Raw genomic sequence first — 23,763 nt, 5'->3', positions numbered from 1 at the left:
GTTTTCGGGCTATTTTTCTGAAAACAAGCCAGATACAGCGTCGCCTGCCTAGCTCTGCGCCACTAGCTATAAACGTTAAACTGAAACGCCAACCACGGTGCCAGTTTTTTTCCTATATCAAACTTGCCTTGCTTCTTTTATGGTTATCATACCAAAAGGCCAAAAGAAGGCCAATGAGGTAGCCTATGATACCTCCTATAATCAGGTGTTCTTTTAAAACGGGCTTTGTTGGCTTTTGGATAGGAGCGAAACCTACTACTACCTGCACGATCTCCAAGGTTTTTAACCTTGACCGAAGGTATTCCTGCTTTTCAACTAAATTCAAACCTGTCTCATACAAACCTGCCTGATCTACCAAGTCACCCTTCACCAGTTCGTTTACCGGCTGTTTAAGCCTTTTGAGGGAGATGGTTGACTGTTTAGCACTGTCAAGGGACGCAATATCATATTCCAGTTTGGCAAGCACCCGTTCCATGTACTCCCTCTTTGCGCCGGTACTTTTGGTGAAAAAATCATTTTTGTTAAAATAATGCACGAGCCCTTTCTGGAGAGGAACAAAAATTGTCTGGTCATAGACTTCTGCTTCTATGCTGAAAGGTCCGCCATATATCACGGTATCTACCTCTTCTGAGAATTGATCCAGGTTAGAAAATTTGAGGGACTTGATGAAAGAGGCTTTGTCTTTGCTCATGTTAAGGTTGGCCGAAATCTCATCTAAATTCCCATCCATCACTAATTTGTTCATTCTTTCAACTTCACCCTTGAAATAGTCATTTCTTATTTCAGCAGGCGCCAAGGTCATGGTACTAATAAAATATTTCCGCTTTACCTGAAAAACCAGCTGCCCCGCCCCTATCCCAAGAAGGAGTGTAAGAACAAGCAGGAAAAAATAGTTAAAGTTGATAATGGCAGTACGTTTCAAGCCAGATAAAAGCCTGTGGTAAAGCTGGTTGAGCTTTATCAAAACCAACCTGAGATCTATTTCATCTGAATAAACGGAAGCGGGCTTAGACGGCTCCCTAGTACTGTTGTCCATAAAATGCTGAAGAAAACTAATGTAAAGATGAGGATTTTAAGAAAATGAACAAAAGTAAATGAACTTGGGCCCATCTTTGGTTAGTGACAGGTACTGGTATTGCGCAGATTGACATTTGTGCTGCAAATCAATCTAGCGCCCACCTGCCTCTCTCCAATTTGCCAGCCAAAGCGCACCTAGGCTGCGCAAAAAGAGCTTAACCTAGACCTGACGCTGCTCTTTTTCGCCTGCAAAACCAAAAGCTGATCCTGCTTTAGCTAAATAGAAAAGTGGTTCTACCCCAGCTGACCAGGTATAACAGAGAAATTTGACCATAGTCCCTGATACACTTTCACCGGTACTTGGCTTTTGACCTCCTGAACAGCCGGCTACAGCAGATTGCTCCCCCCTGGCCCGCTCTCCCTGGGTGTACCCTTCCTGCTAAAGTTGCTCTGGCCCTTTGACGTTGCCTATTTGTTTGGTTACTTTGTTACAGTAGAACCAACCTCTCTTTTTTATCATTAAGACCAATAGGCCTAGGTGCGGCTTTGATCTTGTGTCCCGTTTTCTCTAATGTTTTTAAAAGGAATTTACTGGGATTTTTTAGAAAAGGTCCTTAACCAGGGAATTGGTTTGATTGTTTCAATTATCCTGGCCCGCCTCCTGTCACCTGAAGACTTCGGTTTCCTGAGCATGGTCATGGTGATTGTAACCTTTGCAAATGCGTTTATGGACATGGGCTTTAGTACCGCTCTTGTGCAAAAGCAGGAAATCACGGAGGAACAGTATTCCACAGTCTTCTACTTAAACCTAATGGTTGGCTTGCTGCTGTCTGTATTGATATTTGCAAGTTCAGGAATGGTTTCAGATTTCTATGGAGAGCCTTCCTTGGCTCCCTTGATTCAAGGAATCTCCCCGGTTTTTCTACTCAATGCCTTTGCGTTAATACAGACCTCTAAACTCTTAAAAGCCATTGATTTAAAACCCCTGGCCATTTACAGGGGCATAGCAGTGGCTGTATCTGGGGCAATAGGCATTGCCATGGCTTACCTGGGGTATGGAGTATGGAGCCTGGTGGCACAAAGCCTGCTCAATACAATAATTTTCACGCTGCTTCTATGGCTTTTCTCCCCCTGGCAGCCAACATGGACTTTCAACCTTTCTTCTGTGCGGGAGTTATGGGCTTTCGGTTCAAAAATCTTTCTGCCCACGGTGCTTGAGAATATCTTTAGCCGTTTAGATGTCTTTATCATTGGAAAGATTTTTAATGCTTCGTCACTGGGGTATTATACACGGGCCCAATCCCTGAATAGCCTGGTGGTGCATTACAGTTCTGGGAGCATTACAAAAGTATTTTTCTCTGTAATTAGCAGGCATCAGCATGATATAGGGAAAGTGGTCTCCGTTTATAAGAAATCCCTAGTAACGGTTTCCTTTTTAGCGTTTATCCTGTTAAGCATTTTATATGTTTCTGCAGACCATATCATTCTTCTCCTGTTCACCTCAAAATGGAGTCAGTCTATTGTCTATTTCAGAATTATGCTGTTAGGGGGGTTTGCTTACCCGTTAAGCTCTATCATGGTGAACCTTATCAGTGGCCGGGGAAATTCGTCAGCCTTTCTTAAACTAGACATGATAAAAAAATCAATTCTGCTTCTGGTTTTTATTATCGGGTTCCAGATGGGTATTACAGCTTATCTGTACGGGATGGTCATCTTTTACTTTATTTCGGTTTTAGTGAATATGTTGTTTGTGAGCAGAGATATCAGTCTGTCTATGGGCACACAGGCCAGAATGATTGTTCCTTATTTCCTGCTGGCGTTTATCTCTGGTTTTGCGGCAATGCAGATTAAAACGTACCTTTTGCTACCCAGAATCTTAATGTTGGGGCTGGAGGCGTCTACCATCCTTTTTCTTTATATAGGGCTTAATTTGATTTTTAGAACGGAAGCGTCACTACTTATCAAAGAAAAATTTTCAAATATTCTGAGCCAGAAAGGCAAGTAACCCTAAACTAATTTACCTTTACATTCAATATCCTTCACCATTTGCTTCTTGTTCAAGCATTTTTGAAGTTCATTAAAAGAACCCTCTCCTAACACTGACTCTCCCCGCTAAGATGCTACAAAAGATAAAAAGCCTTGCTTATAGGGTTATAACAGGTGTTTTACCAGCCAGAAGACAATGTATTGTTTGCAACAGTAAAATATTTTCATTTAAGGCTTTATCACCTCATTACGCCCAAAAGCTGAAGGAGTATGGGTGGCCTTATTCTTTTGATGATTTTGAAACTCTCAATGTGCAGGAGTACCAATGCCCCCGGTGTGGTTGCTCAGACAGGGACAGGCTGTATGCGCTCTATATGAAGAAGGTAATTGACCCTCTGGTGCCATACAGACTGCTGGATATTGCCCCCGCCCCGGCCTTAAGAAGCTTTATCAAATCCTTCCCTAACATCACGTATAGGTCGGCTGATCTTTATATGCATGACGTAGATGATCAGGTAGATCTTACTGATATGCATTTGTATGAAGACAGTAGCTTCCATGCGTTCATTTGCTCCCATGTTATAGAACATGTGCCAGATGATCAAAAAGCAATGAAGGAACTATACCGGGTCCTGAAACCTGCGGGTTGGGGAATTGCCATGGTGCCTGTTCTCTTATCTATTGAACAAATTGATGAAGAACCCACCCTTGAGTCTATACCTGAGAGGTGGCGACGCTTTGGACAGGATGACCATATTCGCCAGTTTTCTAAGAGTGGTTTCGTGGGCAGACTTAAAGGAGCTGGCTTCAAGGTTAGAGAATGGACGGTGAAGGATTTCACCCCAGAGGAGTTTATAAAAAATGGCATCAGCCCACGTTCTGTTCTGTACATAGTTTCCAAAGAAAATGATTAATGTAACTAAACCGTTTCTGCCCCCTAAGGAAGAATATGACACCTATTTACAGGGCATCTGGAAAAGGGAATGGTTAACGAACAATGGTCCGCTGGTCAATGAGTTGGAGCTAAGGCTAAAGGAATATTTTGAGGTACCTCATCTGTTCTATGTAAGCAACGGCACCATAGCCTTACAGATAGCAATCAAAGCACTAGGGCTGACCGGGGAAGTCATCACCACCCCGTTCTCCTATGTTGCCACTACCAGTAGCATTGTTTGGGAAGGCTGCACCCCTGTCTTTGTTGACATTCACCCAGGCACGCTCAACATTAACCCTGCGCTTATAGAGGAGGCCATCACCCCCCGTACCACTGCCATTCTAGCCACGCATGTGTACGGGAACCCGTGTGATGCAGAAGCTATTGAAGCGGTGGCCGCAAAACACAACCTGCGCGTCATTTATGATGGGGCCCATGCTTTCGGTTCAAAAATAGGCACGGGTTCCGTCTTCCACTTTGGTGATGTTTCAACGCTGAGTTTCCATGCCACTAAATTATTCCATACCATTGAAGGGGGCGCCATTGTCACCAAAGACCCTGAAACCGCAAAAAAAATAGCCTTCATGAGAAACTTTGGCCACAATGGGCCAGAAAAATTCTCCGGTATAGGCATCAACGGCAAGAACAGTGAGTTTCATGCCGCCATGGGGCTCTGTAATTTAAAATATGTTGATGAAATTCTTCAAAAAAGGAAAGAGCTGTCAGAGCGGTATGACCACATGCTTCGTAGGCTAAAGGTGCAACGCCCTTCTGTTCTTTCTAACCATACCGCAAACCATGCTTACTACCCTGTCATTTTTGAAGACGAACCAGCTTTGCTAAAGGCTATTGAGGCGTTACATGGTGTCTATGTCTACCCTAGAAGATACTTCTACCCTTCTCTGGAGACACTGGAGTACATCACTACAGCTTATCCGGTGCAGACATCTGGCGATATCTCTAAACGGGTCCTTTGCCTGCCTTTGTACCATGAGCTTTCTGTTGAGGAAGTAGACATGATTTCAAGGGCCTTGTTAAGAGCCCAAAACTATTAGCCCATGATCATTATTGGAGCCAACGGCCATGCAAAAGATCTGCTGCAGGTTCTAACAGCCAATGGCGAAACTTCTGGCTTGTCTTTTTTTGATGATGTGACCAGAGACCTTCCCCCGCAGCTTTACGGACGCTTCCCTATCCTCAGGTCTATAGACGAAGTAGGCCAGATTTTCAGGAATGACAATCGTTTTGCGCTGGGGGTGGGCCAACCTAAGATTCGGTTCTCCTTAGGTCAAAAATTCACAGAGTTAGGCGGTTCTTTGGTTTCTGTTATTGACCATAAGGCAGACATTGGCCAGTATGGGGTTTCCCTTGGCACGGGATTGAATGTTATGTCAAAGGTTCTAGTCTCTAATAGTGTGCAGATTGGGGAGGGCTCCTTACTGAATGCTGGCGTGCAAGTGCACCATGATGTGGTGGTAGGGAAGTACACAGAACTGTCACCCGGTACTATAGTAAATGGCGGGGCAACCATAGGTGATTTCTCTTTTCTAGGGGCGGCTTCTACGGTGCTGCCCAAGGTGAAGATTGGTATAAATGTAGTAATAGGGGCTGGGGCGGTAGTTACCCAGGACATACCTGACCATTCGGTAGCGGTGGGGGTACCAGCCCGGGTAATTAAAACGAATACTAGCGAATGGCTCCTAAGGTAAGCGTCTGCATGATTGCCTACAACCATGCAGACTTTATAGTACAGGCAATTGAAGGGGTGCTCATGCAAAAAACAGATTTTCCGTTTGAGTTAATCATTGGGGAAGACTGCTCTACAGACGCGACCCGTTCCATTATCAAAAAATATGGAGAAACTTTCCCGGAAAAAATAAGGCTTCTGCTTCCTGATACCAATGTAGGAATGATGAAAAATTTCCTCCAAACCCTTGATGCCTGCAAAGGAGAGTTCATTGCCTTATGCGAAGGTGACGATTACTGGACGGACGAGCTAAAACTACAGAAGCAAGTAGACTTTTTAGATCAAAACCCTGATTTTTCTATCTCCTTCCACAGGGCAAGAATTGTTATGGAGCCCAGTGGCAACGAAGAGACCTCTAATTTAGACCAACCTCCTGTTTCTACCATAAAAGACCTCTTTAGAGAAAACTTCATTTTCACAGCCACCTGCCTTTTCAGAAATCATCTGGTTGCGCCCTACCCAGCTTTTCTTTTAAAAGCTGCCATTGGTGACTGGCCGCTCCATATTTTAAACGCTCATAAAGGTAAAATAGGCTTTTTGCCAGAGGTAATGGCGACGTATAGAGTGCATTCAGGGGGAGCCATCTCCACCGCTTATGCTTCTACCGCCAAGGTAAAAACCATGTTGACTAAGAATGTTGCCACCTTTCAGGCTCTGGATGCCTTCCTGAACTACAGTTACCATAAAAACATACAGCAGACAATATCAGGGTTTTATCTCCACTTAGTGAAGATCAACTTACAGGAGAAGAATAAAAAGGAAGCTGTCCAGAACAGTTACAAGGCCCTGCAAGCAAACTCCAGCATAAAAAGATGGGCGGTATGGCTGTTTTTGACACTTGTGCCTGGTTCACGTGTACCCCAAAAGTTCTTGAAAATTTAAACAGTTGGGGAAAGATGAAAGTAAGTGAGCGAGCTGTTTAGAATTTTGAAACTGAAGGAAAAGGCGGCTATGTAAGTTATTCAACCTTCGTTGGTTTCTGTTTTCGGGCTGTTTTCTGAAAAACAGCCCGAAAACAGAAATCAGCATCTTTGCGAATGGACTCTCTTTCATAGTTCCAAGCCATTATGAGGTATTGCTCCCGATCATAGAAGCTTCGTTGAATTTTCTGTTTTCTGGATTTAAAGTGTCTTGGCTGGCGCAAGCGGTGTTGGTGTCTACGTTTTAGGTCTAGTTTCACAAAAACAGCCCTAGAACAGAAGCTTCCTTTTTCTAAAAAAACTAGCAGACGCTTGCGCCAGGGAAAGAAAGAAAAATTCTGAACAGCTTCCTTTCCAAAAGGTATGGGAAGCAAAAATCTTTCTGGTATGCTTTTATTATTCTACACAGGAAGGCCCCGCTTCTGTTTTTGGCCTGTTTTTGTAAAACTAGGCCAAAAACAGAAATAGTTTTTCTGAGGCCCCATTTAGGAGAGTGTCACTCGCTACCAGGTTGGAGGCTTTCAGTTTTATAAAACTTGCTAACCGTGTAAGATTCTACTTTTCCAATCTCAACCTCTCTTTTTATTAACGTATTTTTGCTCTCATTCCTTTTCTTTCATCAGAGCTTCTATTTTTGGGGCTTACATCAAGAATAGAAGTATCTTCTAAATCTAAGATTGCTTTAAGAGCATGTTTAAATTTGTCTTTTGCGCTGCAAACGGGTATCAAAAGAACCTGACTTTGCCTTTTTCTGGCACCATAGCGGGGCGTATGCTGCTCAAAAAACGCTATAGAAGAACCTCCGCTCCCCTTTTTCGCTTGCAAAATCAAAATTTAAACAAGCGCTAAAAGTAAAAGGAAGGCACAATGATGTGTGGTAATAAAAGACATTCTTGCCTCCAAACATATAAGTTAAAAAAAGAACTTTACTCTGATTGAGTTAGAATAACTTAAAATTTCTTTCCTCCAGAGAATACTACCATCCAGACCAAAAGCATGACTACCCCTCTCGTTTCCATAGCTATGGCCACCTATAATGGAGAAAAGTTCTTGGAGGAGCAGCTTGCTTCTATTTTTAACCAGACGCACCCAAATCTGGAGGTGGTGGTCTGTGATGACATTTCTACAGACAGAACCATAGATATCCTTCAGCAGTACGCACTCACGCACAACTTAAAATATACAGTGAACAGGGAACGGCTGGGGGTGGTACAGAACTTTTCAAATGCAATCAGTATGGCCAGCGGTGACTATGTGGCGCTGGCCGATCAGGATGACGTGTGGCTTCCCACTAAAATTGAAAACTCTCTTCAAAAACTGCTGCTGCTAGAAAAGCAAAGCTCCCCTTTGACACCGGCCCTTGTCTTTACTGATCTGCAGGTGGTAGATGAACAGTTGCAGCCCCTCTACCCCTCTTACTGGGAGTTTATGAAGCTTAATCCTTCTAATTGGTATTTAAATAGAATTTTGGTAGAAAACGTCATGACGGGTTGCACAGCCCTTATGAATAAACCACTGCTTGAAATAGCACTCCCTATCCCTAACCAGGCGCTCATGCATGATACATGGCTTCTTCTAACGGCTGCCAGTTTTGGGAAGGTGTCCTTTTTACAAGAGCGAACAGTGCTGTACAGACAACACCCCCAGAATGTAGTAGGTGCCCGGCAAAGTAGCCTGAAAAATAAATTCCAGAGCGCTTTAAGTAAAATCTCCCGGAACAACTTTTCCCTTTTAGGTGCTGAAATTGAACAAGCAGCGGTTTTTTATAACAGGTACTCTTCAAAACTCAACTACTTCCCTGAGAAAAAAAATGTGCTTAAAGCGTTTATCTCCCTGCAGAAGGTAAACTTCTTCAGGAGAAAATTTCTAATTTTGAAGTTCTCCTTTTTTGGAAGCTCTTTCAAAAAAGCACTTAATGTGCTGGCAAGGGCATAATATTACATTAACAGAGCAAAACTCAGGTATGTCTTTTCTGCCCCAGATTTATACTGTCCTCGTGAATTATAAAGGATGGGAAGACACCATTGAATGTTTGGAGAGCCTGTTAAAGCTAGACTACCCTCACAACAAGATTATGGTAGTTGACAATGCATCTCCTGATAACTCCTTTCAGCATCTTATAAATTGGGCCGATTCTTACTTTAAAAATGAACCCTCTGCCTTTGCAGTGCTTACCCGTAAGCAAGTGCTCGAGGTTGACACTGTTGCTTTGGAAGCAACAACAAAGCTGTTTTTCTACCAATCAGATCAAAATGCAGGATTTGCCGCAGGCAATAATATAGGGATCAGATTTGCCTTACAACAAAACAGCGCTGACTTTCTTTGGTTATTGAATAATGACACGGTTGTAGACAAGAACTGCCTATCTGAGTTGGTGAAAGAAGCGTTATCAGTTGAAAGTAAAAAGAAGAAGGTGGGCATCTGGGGATCAAAAATCCTGTACTACCATGCCCCTGACACCATTCAGGCCTTAGGAGGCAAACTTTCATTGAGAACCTTTACCTCCAGCCATATTGCAGAAGGTCTAAAGGAGGCTGAAATACCAGAACGAATCCAAGCCCCAGATTATATTGTGGGTGCCTCAATGTTTGTAAGCAAGACTTTCATTGAGCAGGTTGGCTTACTGGATGAGAGCTACTTCTTATACTTTGAAGAACTGGATTGGGCTGAGAGGGGAAGGCGCAAAGGCTTTACACTTGGTTTTGCCCGGCAGAGTAAGGTGTTCCATAAAGAAGGACGTTCTATTGGCTCCAGTTCTTCAGGAAAGAAAAAAAGTGAGTTAGCTGACTACCACGGCATCAGAAGCAAAATCATCTTCTTTAAGAAATTTTATCCGGAACGCCGCCTGCAGCTGTTCTCCCTCTTAATGGCCTCTGTTATTTTGAGATTGACCAGGTTTCAGTTCTCAAGGGCAATGACAACGCTACGCCTAATGTTAACAACTAGATAAAGGATGGCCCCCAGCTATAAAATATCTGCTTCCAGTTGGTTGGTAACACTGCTGTTGCTGGTGCTTCTGTTTAGTGGTTTTATCACCAATTTCCTCTCTTTTACAGAGATAAGCTTAAGTACAATTGTATTTGATCTTCTGATTTTCCTTTTACTACTCCATACTGGCTTAACCCTTTATGAGCTGACCCTACAAGCGGGAAAAATGAACATCTCGTATGTTTTCTTTGCAGCATTTTGGTTTTTCCTGTTCGTTCTCACCTTGATTAAAACCATTACATTAGATGTGAACCCGCTTCTGGAAAGGCTTTTTGGAATAAGAAACAACCTCGTATATGCTGCCAGCATACTGTATGTCCCGCTTCTTTTCAGAAAAGAACGACAGATAGGCAGGAGCATCAGACTCTTATATCTGGCAGGCATACTGCTTTGTTTGTTTGCGATTTTCCAGTTTATTTTCTCTTTCAAACTTCCTATGAGCTTACTGGTACTTAGAGGGGAAGTGACCTTTAGTTTTGTAGAATTTTCTATAGTCAGGCCTACCGCTTTATTGGGCAACACCATTATTTTCGCCAGCTTCACCATTATCCTGTTTTGTATTCTACTACCTAAATACCTCTACCAGAAAAGAAAGATAGATCTGTTTTATATAGGAATTACTTTACTGGCCAATGTATTGACCTATACCCGCGCCGCCTTATTTGGAGCCATTTTGTCAGGAGCCATCATCTATGTTCTGTGTTATGGCCGGTTTACCTTGAATTACCTTATCAAGTTGATACTGGGCTTTTCTCTTTTGGTCCTGGCCCTGGTTGGCATTGGCAATTTTTTTAAGGATTCTTTTTTGGTCAGAAGGGTGACGGGGGTGGAAGTAGGCACCATAGGTTCTACAGATGAGCATTTCAGGCAGATTTTTAATTCTATAGATTACCTCAAAGAGCACGTTGTTGCAGGCGCTGGAATAGGTACGCAAGGGCAGAGTGGTGATCCGGAGAAGAAAATTGTCACAGATGGCTACTGGTTTCAGTTGTTTCTGGAGAATGGCCTGCCATTAGGGTCTCTCTATTTTCTCTTTTTCGTGATCAGCGTTGCCTACTCCCTGCTGCTTTTCTTTAGGTATGAAGACCAACGGCTAAAGCAGCTTTGCCTGACTTTTATTGGACTCTCAGCTTACTTCTTTGCTGCCAGCCTACTGAATTCTGCCTTGAGCAGTAGAGTAAACTTCTTTTTGTACTGGTTGCTGTTTAGCTTTCTGTTAGCTCAGCAGATCATTGTTAAAAATAACAAAAATGCCCTCCATCGTAATTGACGCCAGAATGGTAAACTCATCTGGAATTGGCGTTTACATAAAGCAGACCATACCGTACTTACTCCCATTGGCCAAGGTGATAGTTCTTGGCAGGAAAGAGGAATTGCAAAAATTTAGCTGGGCCCCGCAAGTTACTATCATACCTATATCAGCCCCCATCTATTCCATAAAAGAGCAGGTGGAGTTGTGCTGGAAGATCCCAACTTGTGATGTCTTCTGGTCTCCTCACTATACTACCCCACTTCTTCCTATAAGGGCCAAAAGAAGGCTGGTAACTATACATGACACCTACCACCTGGCCTACAGGCAAAACCTAACCCTCAAGCAAAAAATATATGCTACCTTGTTTTTGAATGCCGCGGTAAGGGTGGCAGATCAGGTGGTAACTGTTTCAAATTTCTCTAAAAAAGAGATCACCCACTATACCCATTGTGCCCCTGAAAAAGTTACCGTCATTCACAGTGGGGTAGATAAAAGCATTTTTCATGAAGATTTCAGTGCAACGCAGATAAAAGAACTGCGTAGCCAGCTCCCTGCCCTGCCCAAACAGGACTACCTTTTGTACGTGGGCAATGTAAAGCCCCACAAGAACCTCAAAACGCTTCTGGCAGCCTATGCCCTACTGCCCCTGGCGCTACGTCAAAAATTCCACTTGGTAATTGTAGGTCAGAAACAGGGCTTTCTGACCCCAGACCAGGAGGTGTTTAAACAGCTGGAGAGGCAGCCGGAACTAAAAAACTTTGTTCATTTCACCGGCTTTGTGCCAGATTCTCTTTTGCCGTTACTCTATAAATGCGCATCTTTGTCGGTTTTTCCTTCTATTTATGAAGGGTTTGGGCTGCCGCCACTGGAGTCTATGGCCTGTGGCTGCCCAGTGGTGGCATCTACTTCTGCCAGTATCCCAGAAGTTTGCGGAGACGCCGTGTTATATTTTGACGCGTTGAATGTAGATCAGCTTAGGCAGCAGATGGAGCGGGTGTTGCAGGACCAACCCTTACAGGCTGAGTTAATCCAGAAAGGGCGGGAAAGATGTCTGAAATTCTCCTGGGAAGCATCTTCTTTAAAGCACGTTCAGTTGTTTAAAAAGCTTCTGGAGACGGTTTAGAGGTAAACAGTGGGTTAAGCGGTTCTTGAACGTAATGGGTAAGGACACATTTTAATGGCTAATTTGTGAAAGTTGCGATTGTACATGAATGGTTTGTTGATTTCTCTGGATCAGAAAGAGTCATTGAACAGCTGCTGCAGGTTTTCCCGGAGGCAGACCTGTTCTCAGTGATTGACTTTATGCCTGATGCCTTCAGAAAGCACCTTTTACACAAAAAAGCCACTACAACCTTCATCCAGCATCTCCCCTTCGCCAGAAAACAGTACAGAAACTATTTGCCCCTGATGCCGCTGGCCATTGAGCAGCTAGATGTCTCTGCGTATGATGTTGTGCTCTCCAGCAGCCATGCCGTAGCCAAAGGCGTACTGACCCATGCCAACCAACTGCATATCTGCTACTGCCATTCGCCCGCCCGCTATGCTTGGGACCTGTACCACCAGTACCTGCAGGAGTCTGGGTTGAAAACGGGGATCAAAGGCTTTTTTGCCAAGATAATCCTGCACCGGTTCAGGCTCTGGGACCTGGCCTCCACGCAGCGGGTTGATTATTTCTTAGCCAATTCTAACTATATTGCCCGTAGAATTTCTAAAAACTACGGAAGGCAATCTACTGTCATATATCCCCCGGTAGACGTAGACAGCTTTGCCACCGTGCCCCAGCATGGCGACTTTTATTTTACCGCCTCCCGCATGGTCACCTACAAACGGATTGATCTGATTGTAGAGGCGTTCAGGGACATGCCTGACAAAAAACTGGTGGTGATTGGAGACGGGCCAGATTTTCAGAAAATAAAGAAATTAGCCTCTAAGAACGTCACCCTGCTGGGCTATCAGCCTTTTGAGGTCCTGAAAGATTACCTGCAGCGGGCAAAAGCCTTTATTTTTGCCGCCGAAGAAGATTTTGGCATCACCCCGGTAGAAGCGCAGGCCTGCGGCACCCCTGTCATTGCGTATGGCAAGGGCGGCGCCCTTGAAACGGTCACTCCTGTTTCCGGGCTATTTTTCAGAAATCAGACCAAAACCAGCCTACAGGAAGCCATAGCAACTTTTGAAGATACGCAGTTCCAGTTTGACCCCCATAAAATCAAGGCCTCTGTGCAACGGTTTAACAATAACCGTTTTAAGGAAGAAATACAGCAGTTTGTAACAGAGAAATTTCATGGGTTTCAGCAAAGCCTCTCTCACTAAAATCAGGACCGGGGAAAGCCTTTTTGCTTTCCTGGTGTACTTGTATGCTTTTTGTCTTCCGCTCAGAACCAACCTGAAGTCTATTCTTCTCTTTGTCCTGCTGGGCTTCTTTCTCTGGCACACGGTCAAGACCAGGCCAGCCCTTTCCTCCATCCTACGGGAAAAAACTTTTTTGGCCCTGCTTGCCCTTTTCTGTCTCACGCTCCTGTCTGTGCTGTACAGTTCTAATGTGAAAGCAGCCCTCAACTTTGTGCACCTGCTGGCCACGCTCCCGCTGCTGGCGGTCATGTTTTACCGGAAACTGACCCGGGAGCAGGTGCAAAACGCCTTGTTTGCCTTCAGCTTTGGCTGCTTCTTACTCAGCGTATACGCCATTACTATTATCTTCTTAGAGTACTTTGGGAAGTTCCCGGAACATTTGACCAGGGCGGGGCTGATAGACTGGACGTATTTCTCTTACTTTCTACCCCAGCGAATAGACTTTCATGCCCCCTATTACAGTCTGTACATAAGTACCAGCCTTTTAATCCACTGCTATTTCCTCTATCAGAAAAAGAAAAGTGGTGACTTGAAAAGCATGGGGGGCCACCTGCTCTTCTGCTTGTTTTTCTTTGCACTGCTTGCCCTGCTTTCTTCCCGCACGTCTTTAGTGGTGACTATGTTGGTATTAGCGCTGGTAATGGTCTACCGGGCGGCACAAGCAAGAAGGTTTGGGATGCTGGTGGTCATCTTATTGGGCACGTTGGTCACCGGAATCACCCTGGTTCAGAAGGTAACCTACCTCCGCATAAAATTCACAGAGAACGCAGGGGTTGACCAACGCCGGCAGATGTGGCAAGGGGCGTTAGAAGTGATCAAAGAAAACCCATTGTTGGGGGTAGGCGCTGGTGACCGGGAAGAAGCGTTGGTGAAAAGGTATAAAGAAAATGGTTTCACTGAAGGGGTAAATTTCAGGTTTGACGCCCACAACCAATACCTTATGTTTGGGGTGGAAATAGGGGTTATTGGCGTTGCGCTATTTCTCTTATTTCTCCTCTTCACCCTCTGGAAGGCATACAGACAGCAAAACTTCCTGCTGTTTTGCTTTGTCCTGATCTTTGCATTGTGCTGCCTCACAGAGTCCCTGCTGCAACGGCGTGACGGGAGCCTGCTCTTCTCCTTTCTCATCTCCCTCCTGCTGTTTGCCCCCAGAAGAAGCAACCAGCATGCATCTGTTGCCAAACCTTCAGAAGTATAAGCCCCGCTCCTTCTGTTTCCGGGTTGTTTTTGCAAAATCAGGCTGAAAACAGAACCCATTCCCATGCCGTTTTTCAGAGATACTCTTGAAAAAGCCTCAGGTCTGTTTTAGAGCTGTTTTTCTAAAAACAGCTCTAAAACAGAAAGTTTGAGTTGCTCACAAACCACCGTAAGTCTTTCCTGAATTTGCTATCTTCGCGGCATTAGTAACTTCAGTATGAGCAAAGACAAACCTTCTATCCCCAAGGGCACCCGTGATTTTGGGCCGGCCACGGTGGTGAAACGCAATTATATCTTCTCCATCATCAAGCGCACCTTTGAGAAATTTGGGTTTCTGCCGCTGGAGACCCCGGCCATGGAGAACCTCTCAGTGCTTACCGGCAAATACGGGGACGAAGGGGACCAACTCATTTTCAAGATCCTCAACTCCGGTGATTTCCTGAATAAAATCACCCCCCAGGACCTGGAGCAGGGCTACAAGCCGCTCACCCGTAAAATTTCTGAGAAAGCCCTGCGCTATGACCTCACCGTACCCTTTGCCCGGTACGTGGTCATGAACCGCAATGACATCTCCTTCCCCTTCAAGCGTTACCAGATTCAGCCGGTGTGGCGGGCAGACCGTCCGCAAAGAGGCCGGTACCGTGAATTCTACCAGTGTGACGCCGACGTGGTAGGCACTAATTCCCTGCTCTGCGAAGCCGAAATCATCTTAATGATGGATGAGGTGCTGAGCACGTTGGGGCTGGACGATTTTACCATCAAATTCAACCACCGCGGGCTGTTGGCCGGCATTGCCGAAGCCATTGGTGCCTTCGGCCGGGAGGCCGATTTATGCGTGGCCATTGACAAACTGGACAAAGTTGGGCAGGAGGCCGTAAACAACGAGCTCAGGGAGAAAGGCATTTCTGAAGAGGCGGTGACCCAGCTGCAGCCAATCCTGGAACTCTCAGGTGACGTGCAAGATCTGCTGCCCCAGCTAGACGCGCTCCTGCAAACCTCTGAAGAAGGCCAGCGCGGCCTGAGAGACATCAGACAGATGCTGGCGTTTCTGGGCTCCTTTTCGCTAAACAAGGCAAAACTGCAGCTGGATGTCACCCTGGCCCGGGGCCTCTCCTACTACACCGGCTGCATCTTTGAGGTGAAAGTGAACAACGTGCAGATGGGCAGCATCAGCGGCGGCGGGCGCTATGACAACCTCACCGGCATGTTTGGGCTGCCGGGCGTGTCTGGGGTGGGCTTCTCGTTTGGCGTGGACCGCATTTTTGATGTACTGGAGGAGCTCAACCTATTCCCGAAAGACAGCCAGACCATTACGCAGGTGCTGATCTCTAATTTTGATGATGCCGCAATGCGGTATTCACTGCCCGTATTGCAGACATTACGTAAAGCTGGCATAGCCGCTGAGCTTTTCCCAGAGTCTACCAAGCTGAAGAAACAGATGGGCTACGCTGACCAGAAAAACATCCCGTACGTGCTCTTGATTGGTTCAGAGGAAATGGAAAGCGGCCAGTTGAACCTGCGCAACATGCGCACGGGGGAGCAGAAGAGTCTCCCATTGGCAGAGATTGTTTCTGAACTGCAAAACAGCCTACCCGCATAAAATGGCAGAGCAGCACCTCATCTCCCCCGCCCCCTTTACGCTCTCCCAGATGGACCGGGTATTGCGCAGTGGTGCCACCCTGGCCCTTTCTGAAGAGGCAGAACAGTTGATAGGGCGCAGCCACCAGTACCTGCACCAGAAACTGAAAGAAGCCACCAAACCGGTGTACGGCATTAACACCGGCTTCGGCTCACTCTGCAACACCACCATCTCGTCTGAGAACCTGGAGAGGCTGCAACAGAATCTGGTGATGTCGCATGCCTGCGGTACCGGGGCCGAGGTTCCCGCTGAGGTGGTGAAGCTCATGCTGCTGCTCAAAGTACAGTCCCTGGCGTATGGGCACAGTGGCGTGCAGCTATCAACGGTGCAGCGGCTGCTGGCTTTTTACAACCGAGACATTTACCCGGTGGTGTACCAGCAGGGGTCATTAGGCGCCAGCGGCGATCTGGCCCCGTTGGCCCATCTCTGCCTGCCGCTGCTGGGCTTAGGCGAAGTGACGTTTCAGGATTTCAGGTTGAAGGGAAAAGATGTGCTGGACATTTTCAGCTGGGAACCGGTCACGCTTATGGCCAAAGAAGGGCTGGCGCTCCTGAACGGCACCCAGTTCATGACGGCCTACGGGATCATGATCTGCCTCAAAGCCCGCCGCCTCTCCTTTGCCGCAGACGCCATTGCCGCCCTTTCCCTGGAAGCCTTTGAGGGCCTTTCAGACCCGTTCCTGCCGTACATCCATCAGGTGCGGCCCCACCCCGGGCAGCAGCAGTCGGCGGCCAGAATATTGGGGTTGCTGCAGGGCAGCCAAATGCAGCAGAAACCCAGGGCGCAGGTGCAGGACCCGTATTCATTCAGGTGTGTACCGCAGGTGCACGGGGCAAGCCTGGACGCACTGGCCTACGCAGAGCAGGTCTTCACCACAGAAATGAACTCTGTGACAGACAATCCCAATGTCTTCCCGGAGGAAGACCTGATTCTGTCTGGCGGAAATTTTCACGGCCAGCCGTTGGCCCTCGCCCTTGATTTCCTGAGCATCGCCCTGGCCGAGTGGGGCAGCATTTCTGAGCGGCGCTCCTTTCAGCTGGTCTCCGGGCAGCGGGGTCTTCCGCAGTTTCTGATCCAGGAGCCCGGGCTGAATTCCGGGTTTATGATTCCGCAATACACGGCCGCTTCTATCGTTAGTCAGAATAAGCAGCTTTGCACGCCGGCCAGCGTTGATTCCATTGTCTCGTCTAACGGGCAGGAAGACCACGTGAGCATGGGGGCGAATGCGGCCACCAAGGGGTATCAGGTAGTGCAGAACGTGGAGCGCATCCTGGCCATTGAACTGATGACCGCCGTGCAGGCGCTTGAATTCAGAAGGCCGCTCCAAACGTCACCTGCCCTGGAAAAGCTGGTGCAGGCATACCGCTCACAGGTGGCCCCCCTGAACCAGGACCGCGTGTTGCAACCAGACATTGACAAAAGCATCCAGTTTATTCAGCAGTACCCCTTTGCAGATTTGATGGCGTGAGAAAACAGCTCCTCTTTTTGTTCACCTGGTTAGGAATGGCAGCAGCCGTATGGGCTCAGCAGGTGCCTTCTTTTTTAGCCTATAATGAACAGAATCAGGTGGTAGAGACTTTTTGCGTGGGCCAGCGTATCACGTTCAGAGACAATACCGGGGAGACCAACGTCACCGAGTTTTATGATTTTGACGCGAACAACGGGCTTGATTTCTCTGCCAAAGAGACGGCCTTTACCTTTACCACACCGGGTACATACCGGATCACCCAGCTAAAGGGGGTAGGAAACTTTAAGGAACGCACCTTTGTCGTAAAGGCCGCTGAACCTGCCTCTGCCCCTGTTCTCCAGAAACTTACGCTTGAACCTACCGGCCTTAAGCTCCAAATCCAATCAGGTGCCATCAATGACCTGGTGGTGGAGCAGGCAAATTCTTCTGGAGGGGCTTTTACCGCCATCGCCACGCTTAGAGCAGTTGCCGTGGGGCAAAGCGAACATACGGTGCCGCTTGCTTCCCCTTCTGGTTGTGTCAGGGTAAGGGTAACCAACCTGTGCACTGGGAAAGAAACCATTACATCTACTACCGTCTGTACCCAACCCCTGCAGGTTACTGCTGGTGACCGTAGAAATCTTCTCTCCTGGGCTCTAAACGCCAGCATGGGGGCAGTCACCAACTACCAGCTGCTGCGGGGCGGTCAGCCTTACCAGAACCTTTCAGGCACCCAAACCACTTTTACAGATGAGCAGGTAGCCTGCGGCCGAATTTACACATACCAACTGGTGGCCCTCCTTCCTAACGGAAGTCAAAGTGTTTCCCTTCCCGTTCAGGTGACAACACAGGGCACCACCCCGCCCGCACCTCCCCAACTGGTGGTGAGTTTTACCCCCCATAACCGGCTGGTGGCCACCACCGTTGCCCCGGCCCAGGAAACCTTTAAAGAACAAGCGCTTTACAGGAGCCAAGGGGGCGGCGTTTTTAGCTTGATTTCAGAAAAACAGCCCGGAAACGCCCTTGATCCCTCCTTATCCAGCTTCTCGCCCAGGCCCTGCTACCAGACCACTTATACAGATTCCTGCAGCCTTACCTCTGCCCGCAGCAATACCGCCTGCCCTGCCATTTTAACGGCCCGCCTGCAGCCGGAGGGGGGCGTGCAACTGAGCTGGGAACCTTATGAGGGTTTCACCGCCGGAAACGGAAGCCAAACCCTGGAACTGGTGGATGAACAAGGGAGCGTGTACTGGAGCACCCAAGTCACCGGGCGCAGTTACCTGGACTTGCAGCCACCCCAAAAATTTCAACGGCTACACTACCGGCTGCTTTTCCAGTCTCAGGACCAGCGGCAACAGAGTCTTTCTAACACCGTGGCGGTTGACCAGCCCTTCGGCTTCTTCTTCCCTACCGCCTTCAGCCCCAACCATGATGGCTTAAATGATGTGTTCAGAGCTGTGGGGCCAGCGTATGCCTCTAAATTCACCTTACAGGTCCTTAACCGGTGGGGGCAGATTATTTTTGAGTCCACCACCCCCACTCAGGGCTGGGACGGCACCTATGGCGGCAAACCTGCCCCTCCTGGGGGCTATCTCTATAGGCTTGAGGCCATTGATATTAACGGCCAGCGAATTACCAAAAGCGGAACTGTCACGCTGGTCAGGTAGAAACTCCCCCCTCATCATTGAGCTTGTACGGAGAGAGCAGAAGAATTCTCGAAACGCGGAGCAGAAAGTATTCAGATTCATCTTCCCACTCCATTTCCCCAGAAAATCAACTTGTACTTTTCAATTACAGATTACGCTTCCTTCGTTAGATTATCCGTCTGTCGTGCACTATAGAATATGTTAAGTACCCATAAAATTTTTTGGTGGCAGGAGCGTTTACGATTTGCACAAACCTGGTTCTGATGCTATTAGGTTAGGGCATATTTTTGTATTATTACATCTTAGAGGCCTTCTCTGTGTTACTTCCGGGTTTAACTATCCAGAATAGGAAGGAAGCAGCAGAAAATCCAGGATTTCACTAATCACTTTTGCTTACTGAAGTAAAACTTTACTTACCTACCTTGATGCACTCTCTCAAAAGTTACCTGCTGATAACGTTTCTTTATCTGTGCAGCTCCTCTTTGCTTAATGCCCAAGATTGCCCCGCTACCATAACTGCCTCCAACACCCAGCCAGGCTGCCAACCAGGGCCAATTACTTTAACCGCTGCCCCAGGTGGAGCCACCTTTGAATGGTTCAGGGACGGGGTGTCTGTTCAAGGCCCCAGTGCTACGAATACATATACTGCGTTAGTTTCTGGTAGTTATACCGTGACCGTAAGCGGGGCCTGTAACACCAAAACATCTGACCCGGTTATCCTGAACATTAACCCGTTCACCCCTGATTTTAATTTCAATCCCAATACCATTAGGTGCGCCGGCAGCCCCATTGCGTTTTCTATTGTCAGCCCCCAGGCCAGTGAAGAGTATGTATGGGATTTTGGTGACGGCACCACTACAACCGGGGCAAATGTTTCCCACTCTTTCTTTTCAACCGGTGCCAGCACTGCTAGTTTCAATGTGGCGGTATATGCCAGGTCCTCTATTGGCTGCCTCTCCCCTGTAGTCAACAAAACGGTTACCGTCAGCCAAAAGCCAGCCTTTGTGCCGCCCACAGACAGCAGTTCCTTCTCAGTGTGTGTACCAGAAAGTGAACCAGCCATTAAGGTGAAGGCTTCTTTGTTGAATAATACACCCGTGCCCAATGACATTGTTTCTTATGTGGTAGACTTTGGCGATGGCGCCGGGCCAACAACCTTTACCCCCGCCGAGTTCACCGCCACTGTCCCCATCAGAAACAGCATTGCCTATGATACCACCGGGGCCTTCCCTATCACCATCAGGGCCATTGGCGCTAACGGCTGCGACTCTGTATATACCAAGAACTTTGAGGTCAACCGGATACCGTACGCTCACTTTAGCCCTCAGAAAGACAGAATTCTCCCAGGAGCCTGCGTTCCTGTCAAAGTAACCGTTGACACTGACAGCACCCGGGGGGGCAACCTTTCCTATGAGTGGATTGTGCAGAATAACAGAGGGCAAAACGTAGGTTTCAGCGACTTTGAGTACTTAGAAAGCACCACCAACACCTCAGAGAAACCCGTCTTTAGTTTCAAAACCATGGGAAGGTTTACTATCAAAATGATAGCCTCCAACACCTGCGGAAGGGATACGGCCACCTCCAGTGTGCTGATTGCTTACCCAGAGGTGAGGCTGGATGCTGATACCACCCACTGCGGCCCGTTAACCATTTCCTTTAATGGTGATTTAGTTGATTATGATGCCAATCTTGGGACAATTGACCCTACCACTTACCGTTGGATGGTAACGGGCCCTGGTGCTCAACCTATTGATGGTACCAGTTTCACAAGCCGTAACCCTATCATCAGTTTCCCAAATCCTGGTACTTATACGGTAAGTGTAGTTGTCAGTAACGAGTGTGGTCCTTCAGACGCAGTAGAACAACAGATGGCGAAGGCTACCATAACAGTTAACCCTATCCCCAGTAAGCCTACCCTCACCACCACTTCCCCGCTGGTCTGCTTTGGTCAGCAATATACCATACGCCCTTCCGGCCCAGGCACCAAATTCGCCTTTTATGATGTCAAAGCTGGAGGCACAGCGCTTGGCACTGACAGGGAATATAAAACAGACCCATTAAATGGCGACAAAACCTTCTATGTAGCCACTGTTTCTGATAAAGGCTGCGAAAGTGAGAGGGAGAGTTTTACCATTAAAGTTACCCCCAGGATCAACAATAACACTATTTCTCTGGCTGCTAACCAGAAGGATCTTTGCGCGGGCAATGCAGTACCAGGAGCAATAAATGGCCTCTCTGCCACCGGAGGAACAGGAAGTATTTCTTACTACTGGCAAAAAAACACCATTGGTGAAACCGCCGTTTTCTCCACCATCTCTAATTCAGATGTAGAGGACTACCCACCCGGTTCCTTGAATGCCACCACCTGGTTCAGACGCATTGCAAGATCAGGGGCCGCCTGTAACAATGACACAAGTAATGTGGTCATGATTACGGTCTATCCCAACCCCGGTAACAACCAACTTACCCTTAGCAGCCCCGTCCCAGTCTGCAAAGGTTCTGCTGGCCCAACCATCAATGGAGATCCCACGTCTTATACGGTTGTATGGCAAAGCAGCCCTAGCGCATCTGGCACCTATACTACCGCGGTAGGCACTATTGGTACCAATTCATTTACCCCTGCCACCCTCACCCAATCTACCTGGTTTAGAAGAATCATTAGAACGGGCGGTGATTGCGAAAGTGTTTCTTCTCCAGTATTGGTTTCAGTTGTAGAGCCTATTGATGCTAGCTCTAACACGATCTCTACTTCCAGCGGTACAGGCCTCTGCGCTTCCACTGCCAGCACCACGGTTCAATTAAACGGCTCTGAGCCGAAGGCTGGGGGTGTGGTGGTGCCCAATGCCAGTCTCAAATACACGTGGCAGATCAGTACCACCGGCACTAGCTTTTCTAACCTGTCTGGTTCTAACAGCAGAAACTTCACTTATACAGGAGTTTTAAGCAGGACCACCTACTTCAGGAGAATAGTAGAATATACCTCTGGCACATGCCCCAGCCATACCAGCGATTTTATAACCATTGAGGTAACCCCTGCCATTACAGGAAACAGTTCCATCACAACGTCTGCCAGCGTTATCTGCCAAGGCACTGCCATCACCTTATCAGGAAATGCACCGGCCGGTGGAAATGGAACCTTTGATTTCAGGTGGGAAATGAGCACCAACGGGGGCAGCACCTGGAGTTCTACCGGTACTGGTGGAACAACCACCATCACGTCTAAGTCTTACACACCAGCGGCAGCGGGAGATTATCTTTTCAGACGGTTCATCAGATCTGGTTCCTGTGAAAGCGTTTCTGGTTCTGTGGCGGTAAAAGTCAATGCCCCTATCACCAACAATACCATCACGTTGAATAGCCCGCCAACTGTGTGCGCCCCAACCACTGCCCCTGTCAGGTTTACGGGCTCAGAACCTGTTGGAGGTGGGGGGAGTGCCAATTATATATATAAATGGCAGAGAAGTTACTCCGGCTCATTCAATGATATTGTCGAGGTAGGGACGTTAAAGGATTTAGAATTAACCAACTTAGATCAATCGGCATCCTTTAGAAGAGTGGTTGAATCAAAAGATAGGAACTGCGCCCCTAGTACCAGTTCTCCCGCAATACGAGTAACGGTAATACCAGTTGTCACCAACAACACCATTACGCCGCCCACCTCGCCCATCTGTGAGGGAAGCAGCACCACTATTGGCGGTTCAGATCTGGGAATGACCTATGTGTGGGAGATTAGCAGCAACGGTTCGGCTTATGTAATCGCCCCAGGCAATAGCAGCAGTGCCAGCTATACCACCGCAGCCATAACGGCCCCAACGTGGTTCAGAAGAAGAATTGACCGCGGCAACAACTGTTCGCCCTCTTATTCCAATGTGGTCAAGGTAGAGACCCAGGCCGCCCCTGCTGCGCCAACCGTCAAAGCGTTTCAGGTGACCACCTGTGTAAATTCATCTGTAACCCTGGAGGTTACTTCTTCAGCAGCCCAGTTCAGATGGTACAAAACGGCCACTGGGGGTACCCCTGTTGGGTTAGGCAACCCTTTCACCACCGAGTCACTGCCTGCCGCTACCTCTTTCTTTGTGGAGGCGGTGACTAGCGCCGGCTGCGTTAGCCCAACCCGTACCGAGGTAAGAGTAGATGTTACTTCTACCCTGGCCAATGCGGGCGAGGACATCACCATCACTGAAGGCCAGTTTACCACCTTGAAAGGATCTGGGGGAGTGACCTATAAATGGTCTCCCGCTGAGTTCCTGAACAATGCCAATGTGGCCAATCCGGTGCTGACCCCCACCAGGGCCGGACAGTTTACCTATACCCTCCAGGTAACAGACGCCTTTGGCTGTACAGACCTGGATGAGGTGATTGTCACGGTAATTGGAAGGGTGAGAATCTTCAACACTTTCAGCCCGAACAATGACAACCTGAATGATGTCTGGGAAATTGAAAACATCACCAACTTCCCAGAAGCCACGGTAGAGATCTTTAACCGCTGGGGCCAGCAGGTGTTCAAGTCAGACGGCTACGCCACCCCCTGGGACGGGAAACTCAACGGGAAACCCCTGCCCATAGACACCTACTACTACATCATTCGGCTTAACAAAAATGACAACCCGCTGAAAGGCAGCGTCACCATTATCAGATAAC

Annotated in this window: 17 protein-coding genes; 15 read left to right on the top strand and 2 right to left on the bottom strand. The window is 47.6% G+C overall.

Annotation, left to right across the window (positions count from 1 at the left end; all coding sequences use genetic code 11):
• Positions 1-112: 112 nt before the first annotated feature.
• Positions 113-745, bottom strand: a complete 633-nt coding sequence (locus FHS90_RS12250; RefSeq protein ID WP_182513263.1) for a hypothetical protein — start codon at positions 743-745, stop codon at positions 113-115.
• 843 nt (positions 746-1,588) lie between these two features.
• On the opposite strand from FHS90_RS12250, the gene FHS90_RS12245 reads away from it, so the two are divergent.
• The 5 genes from FHS90_RS12245 (at position 1,589) to FHS90_RS12225 (ending at position 6,566) form a co-directional block, all read left to right on the top strand.
• Complete coding sequence (locus tag FHS90_RS12245) at positions 1,589-3,022, top strand: lipopolysaccharide biosynthesis protein (protein ID WP_246386969.1); 1,434 nt, start codon at positions 1,589-1,591, stop codon at positions 3,020-3,022.
• Positions 3,023-3,134: 112 nt separating this feature from the next.
• Positions 3,135-3,917 carry a methyltransferase domain-containing protein gene (locus tag FHS90_RS12240; RefSeq protein WP_182513261.1) on the top strand — a complete coding sequence of 261 codons (783 nt, stop codon included), beginning with the start codon at positions 3,135-3,137 and terminating at the stop codon, positions 3,915-3,917.
• Entirely contained in the window at positions 3,910-4,992 is a 1,083-nt protein-coding gene (locus tag FHS90_RS12235) for a DegT/DnrJ/EryC1/StrS family aminotransferase (RefSeq protein ID WP_066832121.1), read from the top strand. The genes FHS90_RS12240 and FHS90_RS12235 overlap by 8 nt, the downstream gene beginning before the upstream one ends.
• 3 nt (positions 4,993-4,995) lie before the next feature.
• Positions 4,996-5,646 (top strand): NeuD/PglB/VioB family sugar acetyltransferase, encoded by a 651-nt coding sequence (locus FHS90_RS12230; RefSeq protein WP_182513260.1) that lies wholly within the window; start codon positions 4,996-4,998, stop codon positions 5,644-5,646.
• Positions 5,647-5,654: 8 nt separating this feature from the next.
• Positions 5,655-6,566, top strand: coding sequence for a glycosyltransferase (locus tag FHS90_RS12225; protein ID WP_182513259.1), 912 nt, complete (start codon positions 5,655-5,657; stop codon positions 6,564-6,566).
• 623 nt (positions 6,567-7,189) lie between these two features.
• Here FHS90_RS12225 and FHS90_RS12220 read toward each other — a convergent pair.
• Entirely contained in the window at positions 7,190-7,435 is a 246-nt protein-coding gene (locus FHS90_RS12220) for a hypothetical protein (RefSeq protein ID WP_182513258.1), read from the bottom strand.
• Positions 7,436-7,600: 165 nt separating this feature from the next.
• Here FHS90_RS12220 and FHS90_RS12215 point away from each other — a divergent pair, with 165 nt between their 5' ends.
• The 10 genes from FHS90_RS12215 (at position 7,601) to FHS90_RS12170 (ending at position 23,762) form a co-directional block, all read left to right on the top strand.
• A complete protein-coding gene (locus FHS90_RS12215; RefSeq protein ID WP_182513257.1) occupies positions 7,601-8,539 on the top strand; it encodes a glycosyltransferase in 939 nt (312 codons plus the stop codon).
• Positions 8,493-9,554 (top strand): glycosyltransferase family 2 protein, encoded by a 1,062-nt coding sequence (locus FHS90_RS12210; protein ID WP_182513256.1) that lies wholly within the window; start codon positions 8,493-8,495, stop codon positions 9,552-9,554. Before FHS90_RS12215 ends, FHS90_RS12210 begins: the two co-directional genes overlap by 47 nt.
• 3 nt (positions 9,555-9,557) lie before the next feature.
• Complete coding sequence (locus FHS90_RS12205) at positions 9,558-10,862, top strand: O-antigen ligase family protein (RefSeq protein WP_182513255.1); 1,305 nt, start codon at positions 9,558-9,560, stop codon at positions 10,860-10,862.
• The gene (locus FHS90_RS12200; protein ID WP_182513254.1) at positions 10,843-11,967 is read left to right on the top strand and encodes a glycosyltransferase family 4 protein; all 1,125 of its coding nucleotides are present in this window, start codon (positions 10,843-10,845) and stop codon (positions 11,965-11,967) included. The genes FHS90_RS12205 and FHS90_RS12200 overlap by 20 nt, the downstream gene beginning before the upstream one ends.
• Positions 11,968-12,032: 65 nt before the next feature.
• Positions 12,033-13,154, top strand: a complete 1,122-nt coding sequence (locus FHS90_RS12195) for a glycosyltransferase (protein ID WP_182513253.1) — start codon at positions 12,033-12,035, stop codon at positions 13,152-13,154.
• Entirely contained in the window at positions 13,126-14,391 is a 1,266-nt protein-coding gene (locus FHS90_RS12190; RefSeq protein ID WP_182513252.1) for an O-antigen ligase family protein, read from the top strand. Before FHS90_RS12195 ends, FHS90_RS12190 begins: the two co-directional genes overlap by 29 nt.
• A gap of 216 nt (positions 14,392-14,607) precedes the next feature.
• Complete coding sequence (gene hisS, locus FHS90_RS12185) at positions 14,608-15,990, top strand: histidine--tRNA ligase (protein ID WP_182513251.1); 1,383 nt, start codon at positions 14,608-14,610, stop codon at positions 15,988-15,990.
• A gap of 1 nt (position 15,991) precedes the next feature.
• A complete protein-coding gene (gene hutH, locus FHS90_RS12180; protein WP_066832134.1) occupies positions 15,992-17,497 on the top strand; it encodes a histidine ammonia-lyase in 1,506 nt (501 codons plus the stop codon).
• Between the two features lie 35 nt (positions 17,498-17,532).
• Positions 17,533-19,143 carry a T9SS type B sorting domain-containing protein gene (locus FHS90_RS12175; RefSeq protein ID WP_182513250.1) on the top strand — a complete coding sequence of 537 codons (1,611 nt, stop codon included), beginning with the start codon at positions 17,533-17,535 and terminating at the stop codon, positions 19,141-19,143.
• A gap of 650 nt (positions 19,144-19,793) precedes the next feature.
• Positions 19,794-23,762, top strand: coding sequence for a DUF8696 domain-containing protein (locus FHS90_RS12170; RefSeq protein ID WP_182513249.1), 3,969 nt, complete (start codon positions 19,794-19,796; stop codon positions 23,760-23,762).
• Position 23,763 lies beyond the last annotated feature (1 nt).

Origin of the sequence: Rufibacter ruber (assembly GCF_014138425.1) — a bacterium.
GTDB classification, from domain to species: Bacteria; Bacteroidota; Bacteroidia; order Cytophagales; family Hymenobacteraceae; genus Nibribacter; species Nibribacter ruber_C.
The sequence above is the reverse complement of the archived record's forward strand: the minus strand, read 5'-3'. Positions and strand labels throughout refer to the sequence as shown.